Here is a 21,961-nt window from a genome sequence, read left to right as displayed (position 1 = left end):
CCCCCGCCACAGCCACCACGGCGGGTCGTCGGACGTGACCAGCGCGCCGACCGCGAACGCCTCGATGCTTGCCAAGAACAGCGCTCGGGACGCGCACGAACTGGCCCGCCACTCAGCGCGTCTGTCGTCGACGGCCCGGGCCGCCAGCTTGCGGTCGTGGTACGGCGGCGAGGATCAATCACCAGGAGCGCTTGGCCACGCGCCGAGCGCAGGACGCTCGGTCAGGCACACTCGGTGCCTCGAGGCGGTCGTCGCCGTCGCCCGACGGCGGGACCCGCGCTGACGGGGACCTTATTGCGAGCGCGGGGCCACGGAGCGTGCGCCCCACTGCTCGGGCGCGACGTCCGCGAGCGTCTAGGTGAGCACCCACTGGTGGCCGAACGGGTCGTTCAGCGTGGCCTGGCTCTCGCCGTACTCCCAGTCGTGCGACGGGTCCACCAGGACGGCTCCGCGGGCGAGCGCCCGCGCGAGGACCGCGTCCGCATCGTCGACCTTGAGCATGACCTGGTGGGAGCGGCGGTCGGGATCCGGGACACGGCGGCCGGGGCGCTCCTCGGCGACGACGAGGTCGGCCGCTGGGCCGTCCGGGAGCCCGAGCTGGGCGCGGTGGCCCTCGCCGATGCGGACGTGCTCGACGAAGCCGAGCACCTCGGCGTACCAGGCGACCGCCGCGCGGACGTCGGCGACGATCAGCACGGGCGCGACCCGCGCGTCCGGTGCGGAGCGGTTCGTCAGCACCCCGCCGCCGTAGCCGCGCGGCGGGCGAACCGCCCGGTTGTGCAGACCTCCAGGGGAGCCCACGCCGGTCGGTCCAGACGGGCCACGGGCGTGTCACCTGCCAGGCGGGCCCCCGGGCCGGTTGACGAGCTCGCGCAACGCGTCGCGGGTCTCCTCGTCCGGCGAGTACAGCAGCGTGCCGACCATCCCGCGGGTGAGCAGCACCTTGTAGACGTGCCGCACCAGGCGGTCGAAGGTGGCGTCGTCCACGCTCGTCCTGCTGCGGAAGTCGGGGTCGCGGTTCTGGTCCCGCCGGGCGACGAACCTGCCGTCGCGCCACACCAGGTCGGGGCCAAGAATCACGCCGTTCCAGTCGTACTCGAAGCCCTGGGCCGTGTAGACGCAGCCGACCTGCCCGAAGCCGGCGGGGTCGGTGGCCCACAGCGACGACGGCGGTGCCCCGCCGGTGGCGCGGTCGCCTTTGAGGTTCCACGGGCGTGACCAGTCGCCGATCTGGACGTCGGGGACCAGGGTGCCGTCAGGTCGCGGGTCGCTCCAGCGCCAGCAGTAGCCGGCGGTCATACGCGCCTTGGAGCCGGCGTCCTGGTACGTGCGCAGCCGGGCCTCGAGCTCGTGCGGCGTGTCGACGACGTCGACACGGAAGCCCGGCTCGTCCGCCGAGGCAACGGGTCCGTCGCCGTGCAGCCCGAGCAGCCGCTGCACCCACTCGACGTAGCGCTCGCTGCCTCCGGCGCGGAACTGCGCCCCCAGGTCGACGTGCCGCACGGTGAGGCCCCGCGCGCGGGCGGCCTGCTCGATCTCCGGAACGCTTCCCAGCTCGCCCGGGCGCACCACCTGGTGCTGGTCGAGCAGGAAGACGGGGACGCGGGCGGCGTCGAGGAGCTCGTCGACCTGAGCGCGCGCACGCTCACGCAACGTCTTGGGCGTGTACCGGTTGACGGACTTCTCCCGGAGGCGGTGTGCCTCGTCGAGGATGAGCACGTCCAGCCCGTTCTTCTCCGCGGTCATGAAGCTGTTGAAGTACATGAACAGGCTCTTGGTCCGGGTCGAACCCTTGCCGGCCACCTGGCGCAAGGTCTGCGTGAACGACCGCGAGCCGGTCGCGTGCAGCACCGTGCGACCCTGGCGAGCCAGCTCGCCCAGAAGCGACAGTGCGATCACGCTCTTGCCGCTGCCGGGGCCACCGGCCACGACGACCACCGTCTTCGTGTCCGACGACCGCGCCTCGTCGACGGCCGCCAGCACCATCTCGTAGGCGACGCGCTGCTCGTCGAGGAGGACGAACTGCTCGCGCTCGCGGATCTCGGCGGCCGCGACGCTGAGCAGCTGCCGCGACGGGCGGATCGCCGAGCCGAGGAGCTCGTCGGCGGCGTGGACCCCAGGCTCCGGTGCGAGCAGACGCCGCAGCAGATCGTGCAGCTCGCCGCGCCGCTGGCCCGTGACGAGCCGGGCGGACGACGACGCAGGCATCGCCCGCAGGTCCTCCACCCCGTAGTCCGTCGCGTTGTGCAGGTAGGCCACACCGGTCACCGACGCGTGGCCGTCGGCGAGCGACGCCGTGAAGTCCTGCAGGTAGTCGACGTACCCCGCGACCTGCAGCGACGGGTGCAGCGACGGCCGGTAGGGAGCGCCTTCCACCTCGACGAGCGAGTCGCTGGTCTCCCAGCGCACGGCCGTGCCCCACTGCTTGAGCTCGACCACCACGTACGACGGCGCGCCGGTCCGCGGGTGCACCCCGGCCAGCACCACGTCCGCGCGCTTGCTGCTCAACGGCAGGCGATGCTCGAGGATCACCTCGACCCTGCCCAGCCCGGCGTCACGCAGGTCCCGCGCGAGCACCGGCAGGCTGCTCCGCCACGACCGCCGCTCGCCCATGCCCGGGACTGCGACACCCGCCTGGAAGAGATGGTCCGCGAGCACGCGCTCGATCTCCGAGGAGTCGCTGTCCGTCATGGCGGCGAGCGCGTCGGCGCTCATCCGGTTCAAGCCCACCGAGATCGTCCCCTGGCAGCACGAAGGATCGTGCGGAGGGGACATGTCCGCCGCGGGCGCAGAGCGCGGGGCGGAAGTCCGTCGGGCCGCTTACGGGGGGGGACTCTAGCGGGGACGTCAGAGGATGTGCTGGGGCTGCGAGGACGGTCATCGACGTGGACCGGTGACGGTCCCGTGCGCGCCTCGCCAGGAGCGGCACCTCCCAGGAGATGCGATGCAGGACGTCAGTGTCGACCGCCCCTTAGTCACGCCGTCTCGACCGTCCACCCGCACGGTCGTCTGCGAGCCTGCCCACCGGACGCGGCGCGTACAGCGGGCGAGTGCCTGCGAGGAAGGCGGTCCTGGTGCGCTGCCGCTCAACCCCACCGCGCCGGCGCTCGGACCCGGCATCCGGCGACGGCGGCACCTGCGGGCTGGCCCATCGAGCAAACCGTCCTGCCGAAGGACGACCAGCGTGCCCCCGGGCTGCCGGGTGACGCCTCACACCGTCGCCAGGAGCCACCCCCGGCCTTAGGCCTCCGCTCCGAGGTCACCAACGCCATGACCCAGAGGAACCAGGCGGCTGGTTTCAGTGAAGGCATCCTGTGGCGACATGTGTTCCCAGATCCGGAGGACCGCCCAGCCAAGGTGCTCCAAGTGAGCCGTGGTCACCGCGTCGCGCTCTCGATTTCGTTCGAGCTTGGCGATCCACCAAGCGTTGTTGGCCGTGGGCACCTGACCGTGATCGGGACATCCATGCCAGAAGCAGCCGTCGATGAACACGGCGACCTTCGCACGCGTGAAGGCGATGTCGATCGATCGTCGAGGAAGGCCGGGAACGGGGTACTGGACGCGGTAGCGGTACCCCGCGGCGTGCAGCAGGCGTCGCAGCGCAAGTTCCGGCCCGGTGTCCCGCCTGGGATGCCTGCTCATGCGTGCAGACACACCCGCCGAGCTCGGCACCGGGCGCCCGGTCACGTCAAGACTTCGAGGACGACTCCGCGCGCTCGATCTGCTCGAACACATGGAGAGCGATGGCCTTGGCGAGCAACGGCGGGACGGCGTTCCCGATCTGCCTGGCGATCTCGGTCTTGGTGCCGTCGAACTCGAAGCTGTCGGGGAAGCTCTGGATGCGCGTAGCCTCGCGGTGGGTGATCGGGCGGTGCTCGTCCGGGTGGAGGTAGCGACCCTTCTCCGGCTTGAAGAACTCGGTCCTGATCGTGACCGATGGACGGTCCCACCACAGTCGGCCCATCACGTCCGTCGTACCGGTCGGCTTGTTGCGCCAGCAGTCAGGAGTGATGTCCCAGCGGTTCCTCGCGAGGTCGAAGCGGTTCCCGCCCTCGGGGATGGCCATGTAGCGCTCGATCGACATCGGACGGGGCTGGCGTCGAAAGTGGAGATTCTGGCGGTTCTCGTCATCGAGGCCCACGTCCGTCGCCTCCGGCATCGGTTCCAGCCCTTCGAACGCCTGGCGAACCGTGCGGTACGGGATGGCTCCGGGGCTGTCGGGCCCGTTCGTGGGTCGTGGCGGCCACGGCAGGTTCGGCCCCGTCTCCAGGTCGCCGCCCGCACGGACGGCCACAAAGATGCCGCGCCGCCGACGCTGGGGCACGCCGTAGTCGGCGGCGTTCAGAACGCCGAAGCCGTAGCTGTAGGGACTCAGATCCTCGTCGGTCGCCATCAGCTGGAGGAGGTGGGCGAACTGGGCGGAACGCTGAAACTCGGGAACGTTCTCGATGACGAACGCCTTCGGCTTGACCTGCCGCACGGCGCGCAGGTAGTGGCGCCAGAGCTCGTTCATCTCGGCCCGGCTGGCGTCATCGCGGTCGCGACCCAGGGGCGAGAACCCCTGGCACGGCGGTCCGCCGATGATGACCTCCGCGGGCTCGAACTCTTCGAGGTCCTCGATCGGCCCGGCGTAGACGGGTGTCCCGAAGTGGCGCTTGTAAGTGCTGGCGGCCGCCTCATCGATCTCGACGGCGAACGTCGGACGGAAGCCGACGCCGGCCAGTTCGAAGCCGAGCGACAGTCCACCGGCACCCGCGAAGAGGTCCAGGGTGCGCAGTTCTCTCATCGTGGTCCTCCGTCGCCCGGTACACATTGCCGCCCGCCCGGACGGGCCGCGCACGCTGAGGGGATTCAAGCAGCCGCCTCCGACACATCATCCACGGTCGCCCGCCGTCACCCGAAACGCGACGCGCTCCTGTTGACCGGCGGGCCTCGTGAGGGGTGTGGATCTCGCCTGACGGAGTAAGTTCAGCGCGGTTCAGTCCGTCTCGCCGAGCGCGCGGCTGCGCGGAACCCTCGGGGCTGGCGCTACCCACTCGTCCGGATCGGCGAGGCGCCACGAGACGCCTCCCGCCTCGAAGGTCGACGCCCCCGGGGCTTCGGCCGGTGCAACGCGCGCCGAGACCCACTCGCCGCTCCTGGGCACGGGCAGTCCGAGCGCACGGGCGACGGCGACATCCCATTCATAGTGGCCAAGCACGATGATGCCTTCACCGCCGAGGTACTTCGTCTCGCGCGCCATGCGGGCACGTCGCGGACCGTCCTTCTGCTGCGCGACGGTCAGGACCACGTCACGGCGAATGGCGCGGTGCTGCACCGACCGGAACAGCTCGTTGATGCGCTGTTGGCCGCTCCTCGGGGCGAAGATGCGTTCGACGACGGCCGGTTGCAGGTGAAGCAGGAGATTCTCCGGGAGGTCGCGGTCCCGCCAGAGCCATCTGACCCGCTCGTGTCCGGACTTCAGCATCTTCTTCTTGCGGTCCCGGTTACCGGCTCCTCGGCCGAGGTGGCGAGGGTCGACCCGCCAGAGCCCGGCAGACCACCGGCTGGCGCCGTCGTCCGCCCAAGTCAGCAGAACCAGGTGCCCGAGTGACTCCAGAGGGAGCTCCCAGCCACCGAAGAACATCGAGTACTTGCAGTCGACCTCGTGACCTGCGACTCGGTAGTCCATCGCGACCCCGTCGTCCAGGTCGAACTCCTTGCCGAGGTTGATCTCTACGATGGTGCCGACATGCGTCTTCTCCGTCTTCCGGAGGTCGGCGTAGCGGAACCGCATGGTGCGAGGGCCGTCGAGGACCTGGTCGAGCGACTCGCGAAGCACCGTCGCGAAGCGCTCGCCGTACGGGTCCTGCTCGAGGAACCACTGCGCCACTTCCCGGAGCGCGTGATCGTCCTCCGGGTCCGGAACCTGCTGGATGAAGCGCTCGAGGTCGGGCCCCTCCGGCGCGGCGCCCGGGACATCGGGCAGCTCGAACAGCGACTCGCCGTCGCCGCCGCCTCGCACACCGGCAGCATAGCGAGTGCCATCCCCGAGCCGACCCCAAGGAGATGATCCTGCCCCCCGCTCCCGGCGCTTAGCATCTGAAGAACCACCCATTCTCAAGCGGTAGCCATCAAGCACCACGCCCGGGGGCCTCGGCCCCGCGCGTGCGCACCGCGCGCCGGGTATCGCCGTATGTTGGACCTCAGAACTGGCCGGTGCCGTGAAGGTCCCGCAGCGCCTGCTCCAGGAAGCCTGGGACCGTCGAGCCCCCGAGAAGCAACTGCCGATCGAGCAGCCTGTTCGCGGTCTCGCACGAGGTCTCGCTCACGAGGCTGCAGCCGTGGCAAGCGGAGAGGTTCAGCTGTGAGGAGCCCTGTCGGTCGCTCTCGATGCACACCGGGTCGTTCGAGCAGACGTCGGCGTCGTCGAGGGCAGCCAGGACCAGAGGCAGCAGCTTCTTCGGGTGCCCGAGCCGGACCAGCCCTCCCAGCGTCCCTTGGGCGTCGCCAGATGCCGTGTAAATGAGCAAGCCAGCCGTCTTGTCGCTCCGCTCGGAGTTGGCGTAGATGCGCTCCTGCAGCGCGGCAGACGCGTACCCGCTCTCGAACGCGAGCCTCCTGATCAGCAGATGGGCGAGCGTGTGCAACGCGACGAATCGCGGCTCGGGTGCGTCGAGCCGCTGGGCCCAGGGACTGGCGGCACGCCGATCCATGAGGATCGCTGCGCGCTGGCGAACCTCGGGGAGCGCTTCCCAGGCCGAGGTCTCGGCCTCGTCGAACCGGAGGAAGATGCCTTCCCCGAACATCTCGACCGTCGGGTACACGGGGCTGTGATGCGGCGCACGGTCCAGGTCGGCCGGAACGAAGTCGGCCTCAGCATCGTGCCGGCGGAAGCCCCGGAGCGCCCGCACCTCCCGAACCCGGCGAACCTGTCCCACCGCTGTCAGCCGAGCGGTGAGCGAGCGCGGGACTGCTGGCAGCGGTTCGACGCCCCACCCGTCGACGACGAAGTCTCCCGCGCTCCGATCCCTTCCTGATCCGAGCTTCTTCTGGAATGCCGCCCACTCGCCGTCCTTCAGGTCCAGCAGAGGCGGGCTGTCCTCGTCAGCGGTGGAGGCAACGCGGAGCACCTCCTCGGGGGTGGTGCCCAGATCGGCCGCGATCCAGCCCGCCACCAACTCGGCCTGCGGTCCCCCGTTGTCGGACACGACCTTCGCGAAGAACGCGTGGTTGCGGATCCTCGCTGCCAGCTCCTCCGACTGGGGACGTTCCTCAGGGATGTCCAGTGCGGCGAGCCGCTCGGCGATGTAGTTGCCCGTCGCGCCGCGCTGGGTAGCGACGAGTCGGCGCTCACAGGCCACGCCCTCGTGCTCTTCCTGCCACGGTTGCCTGCCGTCACACTTGATGCCGTCCCGCAGGAGCGCGTCCCGACCGAGGAGCTGGGAAAGAGCGCGCGAGCGGTTGCAGCCCCCGCAGACGACCCGGAGTGAGGCGAGCCCTTCACCGTGCTTGGTCGAGCGCACGAAGCGGAGTTCCTTGTAGGCCCGGCAGAAGCGGACCGCCTCGGTCACGCCGTCGTCGTGACCGCGGTGCGCCCACATGAACCAGGGGATGTCCTGGATGTGACTGCCTTGGGTGCACACAGCTACGTACCGCATGGGGACGAGTCCGCCGCCGCATTCGCAACGGTTACGCCAGCGGCCCTTGTCCTTCCCGGTCAACTTGGAGAGCGCGCCACACCGCTCGCAGAACCGCCACGCCGGGAAACGCCAGTAGAGGAGGCTGGCGGTGTCCTTGCTGGCCCGGTCGGCGTGGGCAGGGGCTTGCCGGAGCACCCCGCCTCCGAGTCGGTCGACGAGCCGGGGGCAGCTGATTTCGGGTGCGGACTTCTTGTCCCACCACGACGTATCGGGAGCGATGAGGGACTCGCCCCGCACATCCACGATCGCCCCGACACCGAAGGGCAAGACCGTCTCGGACAGGCGCAACTCATGCTGAATGCGTTCCACCGGGGACCTCCTCCATCGGCTCGTGAACCTCGACCGCGACGTTGGGATCGACCGAACGCATCGAGTCGGCGACCAGCCAACCTTCGCCCTGTTGGCCGAAGCGCTTGAGCAGTCCCAGATCGTCAGCCTTCCGCCGGTCGTACAGCAGGGGCGTCCCGGACTCACGGGACGCGGCTGCGCGCCTGTCCCAATCGCGAATGAGTGATCGCAACTCGTCCTCGGTTTCGTCCGCCTCGGTTGGGTCGGCGCGTCGGACGAGATCGAGCAATGGATCGAGCACGGCGTTGATTGCCGGCTGGAGGTGGACGTCACTGAGGTCGAACCTGCCGGCCGCGTCGTTCGCAGCGAGAGCGGGGACCGACTGTCGAAGCGCCGCGACGATCGCGCCTGCGAGTGATCGGGCGCGTGAGGACACCGACCATGGCGTCACGCTCGTCGGCTCGACGCTCCGGTAGAGGGCCTCGTGGTAGGCGCGGAACGTCTCGAAGTGGGAACGGTCGCGCGCGCGGTTGGATCTGAACAGGGTGACGACGAGACCGCGCACGGCGCCGCGCCCCACCCGACTGGTCGCCTGGATGTACTCGGCCGTCGTCTTCGGCTGGCCCACCATCAGCATGAGGCTCAAGCGAGGCACGTCGATTCCGACGGACAGCATGTTGGAGGACAGGACCACGTCCACGGCCGAGTCCGACTCGTCGGCGCTGCGGCTGAGCGCCCGCAGGTGCTTCGGAAGTTCTTCGGCCTCTTGTCGGCTGGTGAGTTCGACCACTCGGTCCGCTCTGACGACCCGCGGTTCCAGCCCGAGTCGCCCGGCGCGTGCCTCAAGCCGTGCGTTCACGTCATCGGCGACGAGGGCGCCGGAGCGGCCGAGCTCTCGGAGACTGTTGTGATAGAGGACGGCCGTCCAGTAGGCGTCCTTGGAGCTGTTGGTACCGGCCGCGCGTGACAACGCTCCGGGAAGCTCGAGGAGTGGTGAAGCAGCGGCCACCAGGGCCGAAGCCTGCGAGGTCGACTGCGGCATGAGGCCTACGTAGAGCCTTCCCTCGCCCGTCGCGACGGGTCGGGAGAAGAAGGTCTGGTCGTCGTCGATACCGGCTGGAGGGTAGAGGCTGACCGGTCGCCCGTAGAGCCCGGAGACCTGCTCCGCGGACGACCGGATGGTGGCGGTCGAGGCGACGATCTTCGGCCTCGAGCCGCCGCGGGAGAGGAGCACCTGGATGACGGAGTCGAAGACAGCCACGGTGGTGCCGAGCGGCCCGGAGAGGAGGTGCAGCTCGTCCTGGATGACCAGGGAAGGCTGGCGGTAGGGCGTCCCGATGCCGAGGATGCGCCCGGCCTCCGGTCGGAACTGGAGGCGCGCGAACTTGTCCACAGTGGCAAGCACAAGCGTCGGCGGGTCGTCGTAGATGACCTCGTCCACAACCGCGACGGGTAGCTCGTCGGCGAACGGGCATGCCTGGTCCGTGCAGTGGATGACGGTGTCGTGGCCGTCGAGGCGCAGCCCGTAGAGCGTTCGATCGGTCGAGTGCTTCGGCGGCAGGAGCGGGGCGCCGCACCAGGGGCAACTCTCGATCTGGAACTGGTTCGCTTCGTCGGGCCGCGCCGCCTTGTGCAGTCTGTCCAATGCGCCCTTGGCCTCGGCGCGGGTCCCTGGCGTCACCTGGTTGCCCACCCAGAGACCGATGGTGAAGCGCGGCATTCCCTTGACTCGCGTGTCGTGCAACCGGCCGGGCCGTCTGAGGAGCTCCATCGCGCAGACGAGAGCCGCTGTCCGCTGGAACTGTTGTGCAGTGAGCAACCGGAGGGTGTACCGGGTGATCACGGCGGTGCCCGCCCCAGCTGTCCCGTGCTCGAGTCGCCGCCGGAAGACCTCCGTGGCGGCGAGGGCGAGGTAGGCCTCGGTCTTCCCGCCACCGGTGGGGAACCAGATGAGGTCCACGAGTTGTCGGTCGTCGTGGTCGTCGTCGAGGGTCGAGGCGAGCGCGACCAGCAGGAACCCCAATTGGAAGGGCCGCCAGCGGGGCTCGCGAGGTTCGTCGCCACGCTGCGCCATCGCCTGGAGCATCTGCAGGCGCATCGCCGCCATGCCGAGCGCGAACGCCGTGCGATGGAGCGCATTCTCGGGGGCGCGCAATAGCTCGACCCCCTCACTCATCCGGCTGGCGGTCGTCCGCGCGCGATCGGCGATCGTGCGGGCGACAGGTGCGTCGTCGCCAAGGGCGTCGGCACGTAGTTCTTCTGCCTCGACCCACTTCTCGAAGGCACGCAGGAAGGCGTCCAGGGAAGGAAGGACTGCGCCCGGCTCGGTGTCGATCCGAGCCAGGTGTTTCAGTTCCAGGGCCTGGTCCTCGGCCGTGGCCGGGCGGAACCCTGTCACTTCGACCGCCGGTACCACGAACGCCGGCACCGGGTCGAGGAACACCTTCGAGCAGTCGGACCCGATGAGTTCCCAATCTGCGGCCATCCCGTGGCCGACCGCGTACACCTTCCGGTTGCGGTACCGGACGCGCAGCTCCGCCGACTCCTCGTCGATGTCCAGCGAGCGCCTCACGTCGTACTCGAGGAAGCGGTGGCCGGGCGCGGCCGTGACCGACAGTGCAACCTGGAACAAGGTCAGGGGCACGTCGAGACGGTCGTCTCCGAGCGAGGTCGAGAGGACCCTGGCATGAACCGTCACGAGGCGCCCCGACCGGTAGGTCCGCCACCGGGCGCCGATCTCGACGGGCACACCGCCTACCGTGAGCGTCTCGGGCGGGCGGGCGTCGGAGAGTTCGAGGGCTCGGATCTCGAAGGGGTGTCGCTGCCAAGCCGGAGGCCCGTCGCCACGGACGTCCTCGTAGGTGGCTCCGGTGAGATCGCACAGGACGGATGTGCCGTCCGTGACGAACGAGATCGCCACCGACGACGGGCGCCAGTCCTCGGCGAGGGGGACTCCCGCACCGTCCTCCTCAACGTCGGATCCGGGCACGTCCGCATCGACCTCGGGTTCCGGGCTCGTGTCCGGATGGTCCGGCACCTCCCGGGGGAAGAGGATTCCGACGGAGTACCGCAGGTTCGGCGGGTTCTCCACGACCTCCTCCGGCCCTCCCTCCGGGCCGACGTACGCGCCACGTAGATGGGCCAGTGCCGCCGCCTGTTCCGCCGTGAGCGTCACTCCGCCACCATCCTCCGTCGGACGAGATCCTTGAGCCGCGCCATCTCCGGGTCCGAGGCAACTACGTGCAGGGCCACGCGAGCCCTCGTGACCGCGACGTAGAGCGCTGCCGTGCCCCGGGCATCGAAGACCTCGGGCAGTCCGCACACGATGACGTGCTCCGCCTCGAGGCCCTTGGCATGCCTGGGGTTGGTGACGAGCACGCCACGCTCATTGCGGAGAGGGGCGGCGGTGGACCCGACGTCGACGATCCAGATGTTGTCGCGCCTCACCCCGTCCGCCACCAACCTGCTGGCTAGCTCACCGGCTTCCGCCAGGCCGCCGTTCGTGGAGGCCACCCAATGGACCTTCTCGCCGTGCACGATGCCGGGGTCGCCGATGTCGGCGCCGAGGTACTCCTGCACGACGTGGACGATCGCCTTGGTGTTGCGGACGTTGAGGTCCAGGTCGACGGTCGTCGCCTCGTCCGCGACCAGCGCGAGCACGTCCTCGTCGAACTCCCCGTCCACGTGGGCCTGGTTGTTCGGGTCGAGGAACATCCGCCATCGGCCGGAGGACCGGCCGCCGCGGATCACGCCGTCGAGTCGGTCCATCCCCTGGGCGTTCATGAGGTCCTGCGCCTCGTCGACGAACACGGAGTCGAACGTGCGGTCGTCGGGCAGGTCGTCGAAGGCGACGAGATGGATGTCGCGGCCGGCGACTCGCTGTGCGAAGAACGCGGACAGGCCTGGCGACCTGTAGGTGATCAGCGTGGCACGGCCGAGGTCGGCGTCCTGCTTGGCGGCCTCGGCGAGGACCACGGACTTGCCCGTCCCAGCACCACCCGTCACGAGCACTCTGGGATTGCGTGCGAGGGTGGCGAGGACCCTTGCCTGCGCCTCGGTCGCGCGGTTCTGCTCGTCGAGGACCGCCCCGCGAAGTGCGTCGATGACAGGGATCCGGGTGAACTCTCCGAAGAGCCGGACGCGCAGGTCATCGGCCCGCGCAAGTTTGCGGCCCGTCGGTGGCCGGCGCGCTCCGGCGGCGACGGTGTCGAGAGCGGCCCGGAGGGCGTCGGTGCTCATCTCGTCCTTCGCGAGCCAATGGGTGGGTGCCCACTCCGTCGAGTGCGGCGGCGGCTCGACGTCGGGTGTGATGACCACCGCCTCGTGCGCGTACCAGCCGACCCCCTCCTCGGTGAGGATGTCGCGGAGCGCATAGGCGGCCGACCTGGCTTGCTCCATCGGCGAACTTGGCAGGCGATGCCACTCGTCACGCCGGTCGATCGAGTACCAGGTGCCGTCATGTTTGCGCACCCCGCCGCCCTTGACCTCCACGACGACGACGACTCCACGCCAGAGGACGACGAAGTCGGCCTCTGCCTGTTGCTTGTAGGCGTGGGAGCGCAGCTTGACCGAGTGGAAGGCGACGGCATCCGGATCGCCGTCAACGCCCCGGAGCAGGCGGGCCACCCGGCGCTCCGCGTCGTTCGTGGCTGTGCGCTCGATGTCGACGAGGTCGGGGGAGAGGATCAACTGCGGTGCTCCTGCCAGAACGTCTCGTACTCGCGGTACCCGAGAAAGTCGTTGACTTCACCGAAGTTGTCAACGAGATCGACGATCAGGCACTCCTCCTTGCCGCCGTTGGCCGGCCCACGAAGTCCGCGCCCCACCATCTGGATGTAGGCGCCGGGGCTGAAGGTGGGTCGGGCGATGTACAAGGCCCGGACGCCAGGGGCGTCGAAGCCCTGGGTGAGGAGGTCGCAGTTGGTCAGGACCTGGATCCGGCCGGCCTTGAACTCAGCGATCACCTCGCGTCGCCGCTGGCGCCCTGTCTCTCCGGACACCGCCGCCGCATTCCGCCCGCGGTACCGAAGCGTCGCAGCGAGCACCTGCGCGGAGAGCACCGTCGGCGTGAAGACGAGGATCGGCCAGTCCTCATCCTGGCGGGTGATGTGGTCCACCAGTGCGGCCATTCGCGCTTGGTCTTCGGCGATCCGCGTCATGACGGTGTCGCTGACCTTCCTGAAGGTCCTGGCGTCATGGATCTCGGAACGGCTCAGCGCCACGTCGATCCCCCGGAGCACCTGGTGCTCCACGCGGGCGAGCACCTTTCGCTCGGCGAGCTGTCGGTAGGGGTCCTCGTCGAAGGCGGCGAGCTTGCGCCTCCCGAACCGCGCCGCGAGCGAGTCGGTCCCGCTGCTACCGCCCTTGAACGGCGTCGCCGAAAGACCGACGAGCGGCCTGGCCCACTCCCGGCCCGCCACACCGAGCCAGATCAGGATCCGGGTGTATCGCTCCGAGTCTCCGGCGCGGTGGGCTTCGTCGACGAAGACGGCAGTCGCGTTCGCCAACCAGTCGTAGTCCCGACTACTCCGGACGAGGTCCAGCTTGGCGTCCGTGGCGACGATCACGCTGAAGTCCGTCTCGGGTTCGTGGACCGTGTGGTTCTCCCAGAGCCGCCCGATGCCGAGAGGACGCTCGTCGCGCAGCCCTCGCCAGACCGCACTCCAGGTCTGGACGGCCTGCTCGCAGAGTTCCTGGGACTGGGCGATCCACAGCACTGGGCCCCGAAGCGCTCCTTCCGTGAAGAGCCGCAACGTCGTCTCGGAGGCGACGCGGGTCTTGCCGGCGCCCGTCGGGAGCTCGACCATCGCTTTGCCGGCGCGGCCGTCCGCTTCACGTTGGGTGAGCACCGTGCGCAACTCGTCGCTGATCGCGGTCTGAAAGTCGTGCAGTGGGCTGAGTCGAACGGCTCCCGGGACCACGAACTCGTCTTCCTGCGGCTCTGCGCGCCGTCCCGCGAACGAGGTACCGAATCCCATCTTGCGGAGCCAGGAGATCGTCGCGTCCCCCCCGGCCCACCTAGTGGGTACGTCAGGGAAGCCCTCTTCGCGGAACGCATCCTCCAACATGTGGATCGAGTCCGTGCCGTAGACCGTGAGGAAGAGCTCCCCTAGGGACGTGTCGTCGTTGACGAGCTCCTGTGACTCCAAGGCTCCCCAGAGCCCCTTGGGGAGCGCCTCGCGCAGGGTGTCAGGCCCGAAATAGACCTCGAGACGCTCGGCGTCAGTCGCTGCCGCTTTGGCCTCCGCCCGGAGTCCCTCGAGCCGGTGGCCGAGGCCCACCATCTGGACCCGGCCCAGCTCAGCGTGGTCCAGGCTGAGGCCGAAGGCCTCGTTGACGATCGCAAGCGCACGGGCTTCGGGCAGGTCATCCCTGATGACGAGGTCGTTGCCCTCCAGCCACCACTCAAGCGGCTGGTCCTCGACGCCGTCCTCCGTCGTGACCCGTTTGGCGATCTGCATGGCACGCGCGATCGATGCGTGGGCGACGGCCTCGGCGACGTGAACGGAGCGAAGGCCCGTGAAGACGTCCTTGATCGGCTGGCCGGCCTGAAGACCGTCGATCACCATCGAGAAGGCGAAGCTGTCCTCGAACCGCCTGCAGCCGACCGTGGCGACGAGCGCCTCGACTTGGGCTCCCTCGGCGAACAGGTAGGGCCGTCCCCGCGTCGCAAGGTACTTGCGCTCGTCCTCCGAAGAGGCGACGTAGACCGTCTCCGGCGAACGAGGCTCAACCGCACGGCCGACGTGCGCCGGGATGCTGACCGGCCGCCCACCGTCCGGGAAAGCCACGCGTACGGCGGTGAGGATGAACTCGACGAGGGTTGCGTCAGCGATCGTGTCCGCGAAGACCGGCGCCTCCAGGGAGGCCCTGAGAACCTCTGGAGCAACCCGCTCGAGCTCGGAAGGGAGCCCGAGCGCGTCGGCAATCCGACCGGAGCCGCGGAACAGAGGAAGCAGTGCTTCGAACCGGAGGAGGGACGGGTGCGCGGCTTGTCCGGGTGCCGCGAAGCCCCGGGTGGTCCTCACCAGGCCCGCGTGCTCCACCGCCCAGCGCGCCGGGGACTGCACCTCATAGGTCCGGCCTGAGTCGACGTCCTCACAGATCCACGGCCGGTCGCCGAGCTCCATCAGGCCCACTGTCCAGTGCTCCCGCAGTGCAGGCGACGTCTCGGCCCTGTGCAGCATGAGGAGGACCGAGAACGGACCGGGGCCCTCGCCCGGTTCGAGGTCTATCCGTTCGATGGCCCGGTCACCCGGCCCCAGCTTCGAGTTGAGGTGGGCCCGCACCCAGTCCCGATAGTCATCGCGGAGCGGCTCTTGCTCCTCCAGGAAGTTCGCCACCGGCTCCTGGATCACGCCGATGCGGTGGGCAACCTCCGGAAGGCACCGCTCGCGGTCGAGAAGCCTCGACGCCAGCTCGCCTCCGAGGGCTTCCGGGATGTCGAAGACGCCCACTGGCCGGGCCCACGCTCCGTCCTTGGTGGGCACCTTCACCTTGGTGCTGTGCCGCTCGAGGATCTTGGCTGCGGCGTGCACGGGAACGTCGAGGACCGCCTCCCACAGCGTCTCGAGCTCGGCCGGCGAGGGAGCATCCGGCAGCGCCGCCACACGCGCGTTGAGAACCGTCTCGGGGTCCATGTCGCGGAAGCCCGCCTGCTTGAGCAGAGCCTCCACCCCGGGCTGCGAGAGGAAGTCGGGGTCGACGAACACCGCTCCGTCGAGGTGCACGTCGCCCTCTTGGTGCAGGAAGACGAGGTCCCTGTCGGTGATCGCCCGGGGCCCGTCGGTCGTCAGGATGACCTTCGCCTGCTCGATCGACTCGAGCGACCTGTGACCCATCACGGTCTTCAGAGCATTGGCGGCGGAGACGGGGTCTGTGCCCTCGGCCCATTCGCGCAGCCAGGCGAGAAGCCCCCGCTTGGGCAGCCTCTCGAGAGCCCGCAACTGATCGCGCGAGCCCTCGACCGCGAAGTCGTCCTCCATGCCGGCGATGAACAGATCGCGGAGGCGGGTCGCTCTGGTGTCCGTCGAGTAGCAGCGCCAGTGCGGAACGTCCTTGCCCGTGTTGGGCGACAGTGCCCATCCCTCGTGAACTTCAGGGGCGAACTTCACGGCGAAGTCCAGCGGGCGCAGGTCCAGGCCGAAGCTCAGGGATCCGTCCGCGTCGGGAATGAGGGGTCGGCGAGACACAGCTGCGCGGACGTGCGCGATCATGGTCTCGTCGCCGAACCCGAAGGTCTCTCGGGCCTTGCCACGCGCTGGCATGTAGTCGAGGTGCGCCGCGGGATCATCGCTCGTGATCACGCGGGGCAGCAGGTCGACGAACGCATCTGCGATCGTCTGCAGGATCTCGCGGTTGTAGTCGTTGCGGAGCAGCGTCGTTCGGTCGTCGTTCACGCTCCAGGGAGCGTTGAACAGCCCGGACGCCGAGGTGCGGTCCTGCAGCGGGAAGTAGGACCAGAACTGTCCGATGCGGAGCCTCGATTGACGGCGTGGCAACGCGACAGTGACCTTCACCTCCGAGCGGGATACCGCCTCGCCGACCTCCTTACGCGCATGCGCGGAAGGCGCGTGCATCCGGTCCTGAACGATCCACTCGTCCCCGTCGCCGTCCGGACGCTCGATCCGGAGCAAACCGTTCCCGAGGTCGCGCGAGACGTGGGTGATCGTGAGCCCATCCGACCCGAGGATTCGGAGCCGCACCTCACGGACCGCGCTTACGAAGAGCAGAAACTCCGTCGCGAAGTTCTCGATCTCGTCCCGGAGCCGCTCGAGCTTCTTGGCCTCCGGTAGCCGGACGACCGTGGCAGCCCACTCACCGAGTTCGGCGAGGATCGCGTCTTCAGAGAACTCCCGGTCGGCGTCGATGGCGACGGCCGTCCGCAGGAGCGGGTAGCGGCGAGCGCCAGGCGCCGCGTGAGCCAGCTCCGCCTGCGCCGATGGGCTGTTGAACTCGAACGACACGGATCGGCTGAACACCTGCGGCCGGTCAGAGACGGCCAGCACTGACTTGAAGCCGAGGCCGAACCTTCCGATCTCGTCCCCGCGCTTGCCGCTGATGTGCGCCATCGTGATCGATCGAAGACCATCCTTGGAGAACGGTCGCCCCGCGTTGGCGCAGTAGAGGACGCCGCGGTCGATGTCGAGCACGATCTCGACGCGACCCGCGTGCGGACCACCGTCGTCGCTTCCGGCGATGGCGTCAGCGGCGTTCTGGACCAGCTCGAGGAGCGTCCGGTTGGCGTACCCGCCGACGCGGATGATCTCCTCGTGGTTCGCGTGCTCGGTGATCAGGTCGGGCTTCGCGTGGTACGACCTGAGCGTGTCCTCCATCTGGCCGCGGAGGTACTCCACCAGCCCGCTGTCCGGCGCCCATGCCGTTCGATCCACAGCTCTCCCCTTCGAGTGCCGCCGGAGGAGGCGCAGTGGCCGCCCCTGATGCACTTCCGACCGCTCCGTTCGTCACGCACGACTGTGGCAGAAGTCGCCGACATGCGGTCCTGCCGAGAGTCCCGAACGCGGGTGAAGTGGCGGATGCCCGGTGCGCCGCGCCGCCAGCGGTCGAGAGAGCGTGGCTCGGTCGGTCACCGCCGGTGGAGCAGGGCTCGGCTTTCGAGCAGGTCACCCTGCGCGAGCTCGAGATCCTCCGCATGGTCGCGCTCGGCCGCTCCAACGACGCCATCGCCCGCGAGCTCGTCGTCTCCCGCGCGACCGTGAAGTCCCACCTCGCCCACGCCTACGACAAGCTCGGCGTCCAGTCCCGAACCGAAGCCGTCGCCGTGGCACGCGAACGCGGCCTGCTCCCGAGCTGACGGAGCCCCGGCACTCCGGGCGGTCCGCGCGTCCTACTGAACTGAGCGCCACCCGCGGGAATGACTGTGCTCGGCGCGGAGTTGAGCCTGACAGACTCAAGTTTGCTGCTCGAACTTGCGACGGCCCGGCGGTCGGGTGCAAGGTTGAGCGCAGCGGACTCAAGAGCGTCCAGTGCATCTGCATCACGATCGAAAGAAGGCACCACACATGGCACGAGCAGTCGGCATCGACCTGGGCACGACGAACTCCGTCGTCTCCGTCCTCGAGGGTGGCGAGCCCACGGTCATCGCCAACGCGGAGGGGTCGCGCACGACTCCGTCGGTCGTGGCGTTCTCCAAGACCGGCGAGGTCCTCGTCGGCGAGATCGCCAAGCGCCAGGCCGTCACCAACGTCGACCGCACGATCACGTCCGTCAAGCGCCACATGGGCACGGACTGGTCCGTCGACATCGACGACAAGAAGTACACGTCGCAGGAGATCTCGGCGCGTGTGCTCGGCAAGCTCAAGCGTGACGCCGAGGCGTACCTGGGCGAGCCCGTCACCGAGGCCGTCATCACGGTCCCGGCGTACTTCAACGACGCCGAGCGCCAGGCGACCAAGGACGCGGGCGCGATCGCGGGCCTCAACGTCCTGCGCATCATCAACGAGCCCACGGCGGCCGCGCTCGCCTACGGCCTGGAGAAGGGCAAGGAGGACGAGCTCATCCTCGTCTTCGACCTCGGCGGTGGCACGTTCGACGTGTCCCTCCTGGAGGTCGGCAAGGACGACGACGGCTTCTCGACGATCGAGGTCCGCGCGACCTCCGGCGACAACCGCCTCGGCGGCGACGACTGGGACAACCGGATCGTCGACTTCCTCGTCACCGAGGTGAAGAACTCGTCCGGCGTCGACCTGTCGAAGGACAAGATCGCGCTGCAGCGGCTGCGTGAGGCGGCGGAGCAGGCCAAGAAGGAGCTCTCGTCGGCCACCAGCACCAACATCTCGCTGCAGTACCTGTCGATGAGCGAGAACGGCCCGATCCACCTGGACACCAAGCTCACGCGGGCGAAGTTCCAGGAGATGACGAAGGACCTGCTGGACCGCACCAAGGCGCCGTTCAACTCGGTCATCCGCGACGCGGGCATCAAGCTCTCCGACATCGACCACGTCGTGCTCGTCGGCGGCTCGACCCGCATGCCCGCGGTCACCGAGGTCGTCACGGAGCTGACCGGCGGTCGCGAGCCCAACAAGGGCGTCAACCCCGACGAGGTCGTCGCCGTGGGTGCCGCGCTGCAGGCCGGTGTCATGAAGGGCGACCGCAAGGACGTCCTGCTGATCGACGTGACCCCGCTGAGCCTCGGCATCGAGACCAAGGGCGGCGTGATGACCAAGCTCATCGAGCGCAACACGGCCATCCCGACGAAGCGCAGCGAGATCTTCTCGACGGCCGAGGACAACCAGCCGTCGGTGCTGATCCAGGTGTTCCAGGGCGAGCGTGAGTTCGCGCGGGACAACAAGCCGCTGGGCACGTTCGAGCTGACCGGCATCGCGCCGGCGCCGCGCGGCGTCCCGCAGATCGAGGTCACGTTCGACATCGACGCGAACGGCATCGTGCACGTGTCCGCCAAGGACCGTGGCACGGGCAAGGAGCAGTCGATGACGATCACCGGCGGCTCGGCCCTCCCCAAGGAGGACATCGAGCGCATGGTGCGCGAGGCCGAGGAGCACGCGGCCGAGGACAAGAAGCGCCGCGAGGACGCCGAGACCCGCAACTCCGCCGAGCAGCTCGTCTACTCCACGGAGAAGCTGCTCGTCGACAACGCGGACAAGCTGCCCGAGGACGTCAAGACCGAGGTGCAGTCCAAGGTCGACGACCTCAAGAAGTCGCTCGAGGGCACGGACGCCGACGACGTGAAGGCCAAGACGGCCGCGCTGTCGACCGCCGCGCAGAAGATCGGCGAGGCGATCTACAGCCAGGCGCAGGCTGACGCGCCGGCGGACGCCCCGGCCGCTGACGCCACCGACGCCTCGTCCGACGAGGACGTCGTGGACGCCGAGATCGTCGACGACGAGGACGACAAGAAGTGACGGACCAGCCGACGACCCCCGGGCCCGAGCAGGGCCCGGGGGGCGGTTCCGACGAGGAGACGCCCCGTTTCACGGACAAGCGCCGCATCGACCCGGAGACGGGCCAGGTGCGTCAGCCGACGCCCGAGGAGGCCGTGATCGCCGAGGCGGAGGCCGCCGCGGCGGCCGGCTCCGAGGGGCTCTCCGACGCGCAGAAGCTCGCCGACGAGCGGCTTGAGGAGCTGCAGCGCGCCAACGCGGCGTACTACAACCTCGAGCAGCAGTACTCGGCGTACGTGAAGCGCTCGAAGGCCGACGCGCTCGCGGCGCACGACCGTGGCGTCGCCGCGGTCGCCGAGGCGCTCATCCCGGTGCTCGACGACATCGAGCTGGCCCGCCAGCACGGCGACCTCGCCGAGGGTCCGTTCGCGTCGATCGCGGAGAAGCTCGAGACGACGCTCGGCCGGTTCGGGGTCGAGCGCTACGGGGCCGCGGGCGACGAGTTCGACCCCGCGATCCACGAGGCGCTCATGCACTCGCACTCGGCCGACGTGACCACGTCGACCGTGCAGATGGTGCTGCAGCCGGGCTACCGCACGAAGGACCGGATCCTGCGCGCGACGCGGGTCGCGGTCGTGGACCCGGAGGGGTGACGAGGACGAGGACGACGAGCAGGAAGGAGGCGCCGTGACCGGGCAGGACTGGTTGGAGAAGGACTTCTACGCGGTTCTCGGCGTCCCCAAGGACGCCGACGCGGCGACCATCAAGAAGGCCTACCGCAAGCTCGCGCGCGAGAAGCACCCGGACCACAACCCGGGTGACGCGAAGGCCGAGGCGCAGTTCAAGGACATCGGCGAGGCCTACTCGGTGCTCTCGGACGCCGAGCAGCGCCAGCAGTACGACCAGATCCGCGCGATGACCGGCGGTGCCCGGTTCACGTCGGGCGGTCGGGGCGCCGGCGGTTTCGAGGACATCCTCGGCGGCATGTTCGGCGCCGGGGCGCCGGGCGGGGGCAACACCCGCGTCCGGTACTCGCAGGGCGGGGCGGGCGGCTTCGAGGACATCCTCGGCGGGATGTTCGGCGGCGGGTTCCAGCGGGGCCCGCAGCCGGGCGTCGACCTGGCCGCGGCGGTCGAGCTGCCGTTCCGGCAGGCCGTCGAGGGCTCGACCGTCTCGCTGCAGGTCGAGAACCGCACGGTCAACGCGCGGATCCCGGCCGGCGTGCGCGACGGGCAGAAGATCCGCCTGCGCGGCAAGGGCCGCCCGGGCGAGCCGGGTGCACCCGCGGGCGACCTCGTCGTCACGGTGCACGTCAAGCCGCACCCGGTGTTCTCGCTCGACGGTCGCAACCTGAAGATCACGGTCCCGATCGCGTTCGACGAGGCCGCGCTAGGAGCCACGGTCGACGTGCCGACCCTCAGTGGCGACACGGTCCGGGTCAAGGTGCCCGCGGGCACCCCGTCCGGCCGCACGCTGCGCGTCAAGGGGCGCGGCGTGCCGGGCAAGGACGCGAAGGACGCGGGCGACCTGATGGTGTCCGTCCAGGTCGTCGTGCCGCAGCGACTGTCGGAGGCGGCGCGCGAGGCGGTCCAGGCGTTCGGCATCGCGACGAGCGGTGAGGACGTCCGCGCGTCCCTCATGGACCAGGCGCGCCGGTGACGACCCAGCTGGTCGTCGGACTCGGTCGAGGCGGGGGCGGCGCGCGACGCGAGGGGGTGCGATGAACGAGGACACGCCGATCTTCGTGATCTCGCGCGCCGCCGAGCTCGCGGGCATGCACCCGCAGACCCTGCGCCAGTACGACCGGCTCGGGCTCGTCTCGCCGCGCCGGACCGCCGGGCGGGGACGCCGCTATTCGATGCGCGACGTCGTGACGCTGCGCGCCGTGCAGCGGCTGTCGCAGGACGAGGGCATCAACCTCGCCGGGATCAAGCGGATCCTCGAGCTCGAGATGCAGGTCGACCGGCTCGAACGACAGGTCGACCACCTGCGCTCGCTCGTCGAGCCCGGCCGACGCGTGTTCACCGCCGACCCGCGCGGCGACGTCGTCGCGACCCGTCGCGCACCCCGCACGCCGCGAGTCGCGCAGCCGCCGCGCGCGATCACGTCGTCGGCGGCCGCGGTGGTCCT

14 protein-coding genes are annotated in these 21,961 nt (G+C 69.5%); 5 read left to right on the top strand and 9 right to left on the bottom strand.

What is annotated here, in order from left to right; all coding sequences use genetic code 11:
• Window positions 1-354: 354 nt before the first annotated feature.
• From CWIS_RS00800 to CWIS_RS00760, 9 genes are all read right to left on the bottom strand, one after another.
• A complete protein-coding gene (locus tag CWIS_RS00800) occupies window positions 355-738 on the bottom strand; it encodes a glyoxalase/bleomycin resistance/extradiol dioxygenase family protein (RefSeq protein WP_048341320.1) in 384 nt (127 codons plus the stop codon).
• A gap of 93 nt (window positions 739-831) precedes the next feature.
• Window positions 832-2,715, bottom strand: coding sequence for a DUF2075 domain-containing protein (locus tag CWIS_RS00795; RefSeq protein WP_082156113.1), 1,884 nt, complete (start codon window positions 2,713-2,715; stop codon window positions 832-834).
• Between the two features lie 525 nt (window positions 2,716-3,240).
• Window positions 3,241-3,654, bottom strand: coding sequence for a very short patch repair endonuclease (locus tag CWIS_RS00790; RefSeq protein WP_255352729.1), 414 nt, complete (start codon window positions 3,652-3,654; stop codon window positions 3,241-3,243).
• A 34-nt stretch (window positions 3,655-3,688) separates the two neighbouring features.
• On the bottom strand, window positions 3,689-4,786 hold the full coding sequence (locus tag CWIS_RS00785; protein WP_053071477.1) for a DNA cytosine methyltransferase: 1,098 nt from the start codon (window positions 4,784-4,786) through the stop codon (window positions 3,689-3,691).
• Window positions 4,787-4,978: 192 nt separating this feature from the next.
• Window positions 4,979-6,004, bottom strand: coding sequence for a NaeI family type II restriction endonuclease (locus CWIS_RS00780; RefSeq protein ID WP_053071476.1), 1,026 nt, complete (start codon window positions 6,002-6,004; stop codon window positions 4,979-4,981).
• A gap of 181 nt (window positions 6,005-6,185) precedes the next feature.
• Entirely contained in the window at window positions 6,186-7,991 is a 1,806-nt protein-coding gene (gene drmB, locus CWIS_RS00775; protein WP_048341318.1) for a DUF1998 domain-containing protein, read from the bottom strand.
• Entirely contained in the window at window positions 7,972-11,145 is a 3,174-nt protein-coding gene (locus tag CWIS_RS00770; protein WP_048341317.1) for a helicase-related protein, read from the bottom strand. The genes drmB and CWIS_RS00770 overlap by 20 nt, the downstream gene beginning before the upstream one ends.
• The gene (locus CWIS_RS00765; protein ID WP_048341316.1) at window positions 11,142-12,659 is read right to left on the bottom strand and encodes an NERD domain-containing protein; all 1,518 of its coding nucleotides are present in this window, start codon (window positions 12,657-12,659) and stop codon (window positions 11,142-11,144) included. Before CWIS_RS00765 ends, CWIS_RS00770 begins: the two co-directional genes overlap by 4 nt.
• Window positions 12,656-17,326 carry a sacsin N-terminal ATP-binding-like domain-containing protein gene (locus tag CWIS_RS00760; RefSeq protein WP_197080736.1) on the bottom strand — a complete coding sequence of 1,557 codons (4,671 nt, stop codon included), beginning with the start codon at window positions 17,324-17,326 and terminating at the stop codon, window positions 12,656-12,658. The genes CWIS_RS00765 and CWIS_RS00760 overlap by 4 nt, the downstream gene beginning before the upstream one ends.
• Window positions 17,327-17,565: 239 nt before the next feature.
• Here CWIS_RS00760 and CWIS_RS19150 point away from each other — a divergent pair, with 239 nt between their 5' ends.
• The 5 genes from CWIS_RS19150 to CWIS_RS00735 form a co-directional block, all read left to right on the top strand.
• Window positions 17,566-17,784 carry a response regulator transcription factor gene (locus CWIS_RS19150; RefSeq protein ID WP_053071475.1) on the top strand — a complete coding sequence of 73 codons (219 nt, stop codon included), beginning with the start codon at window positions 17,566-17,568 and terminating at the stop codon, window positions 17,782-17,784.
• A gap of 208 nt (window positions 17,785-17,992) precedes the next feature.
• Window positions 17,993-19,852, top strand: a complete 1,860-nt coding sequence (dnaK, locus tag CWIS_RS00750) for a molecular chaperone DnaK (protein ID WP_048341315.1) — start codon at window positions 17,993-17,995, stop codon at window positions 19,850-19,852.
• Window positions 19,849-20,484 carry a nucleotide exchange factor GrpE gene (locus CWIS_RS00745; protein ID WP_048341314.1) on the top strand — a complete coding sequence of 212 codons (636 nt, stop codon included), beginning with the start codon at window positions 19,849-19,851 and terminating at the stop codon, window positions 20,482-20,484. The genes dnaK and CWIS_RS00745 overlap by 4 nt, the downstream gene beginning before the upstream one ends.
• A 34-nt stretch (window positions 20,485-20,518) precedes the next feature.
• Complete coding sequence (locus CWIS_RS00740) at window positions 20,519-21,490, top strand: DnaJ C-terminal domain-containing protein (protein ID WP_048341313.1); 972 nt, start codon at window positions 20,519-20,521, stop codon at window positions 21,488-21,490.
• Between the two features lie 61 nt (window positions 21,491-21,551).
• Window positions 21,552-21,961 (top strand): heat shock protein transcriptional repressor HspR (locus CWIS_RS00735; protein WP_048341312.1); only part of this gene is annotated, 410 nt, incomplete at its 3' end.

The organism is Cellulomonas sp. A375-1 (assembly GCF_001040865.1).
GTDB classification, from domain to species: Bacteria; Actinomycetota; Actinomycetes; order Actinomycetales; family Cellulomonadaceae; genus Cellulomonas; species Cellulomonas gelida.
The sequence above is the reverse complement of the archived record's forward strand: the minus strand, read 5'-3'. Positions and strand labels throughout refer to the sequence as shown.

Bases quoted from the DNA above. Each gene is read 5' to 3' on its own strand.
- CWIS_RS00795 (WP_082156113.1), bottom strand. From the start codon at position 2,715: ATGAGCGCCGACGCGCTCGCCGCCATGACGGACAGCGACTCCTCGGAG.
- CWIS_RS00785 (WP_053071477.1), bottom strand. From the start codon at position 4,786: ATGAGAGAACTGCGCACCCTGGACCTCTTCGCGGGTGCCGGTGGACTG.
- dnaK (WP_048341315.1), top strand. From the start codon at position 17,993: ATGGCACGAGCAGTCGGCATCGACCTGGGCACGACGAACTCCGTCGTC.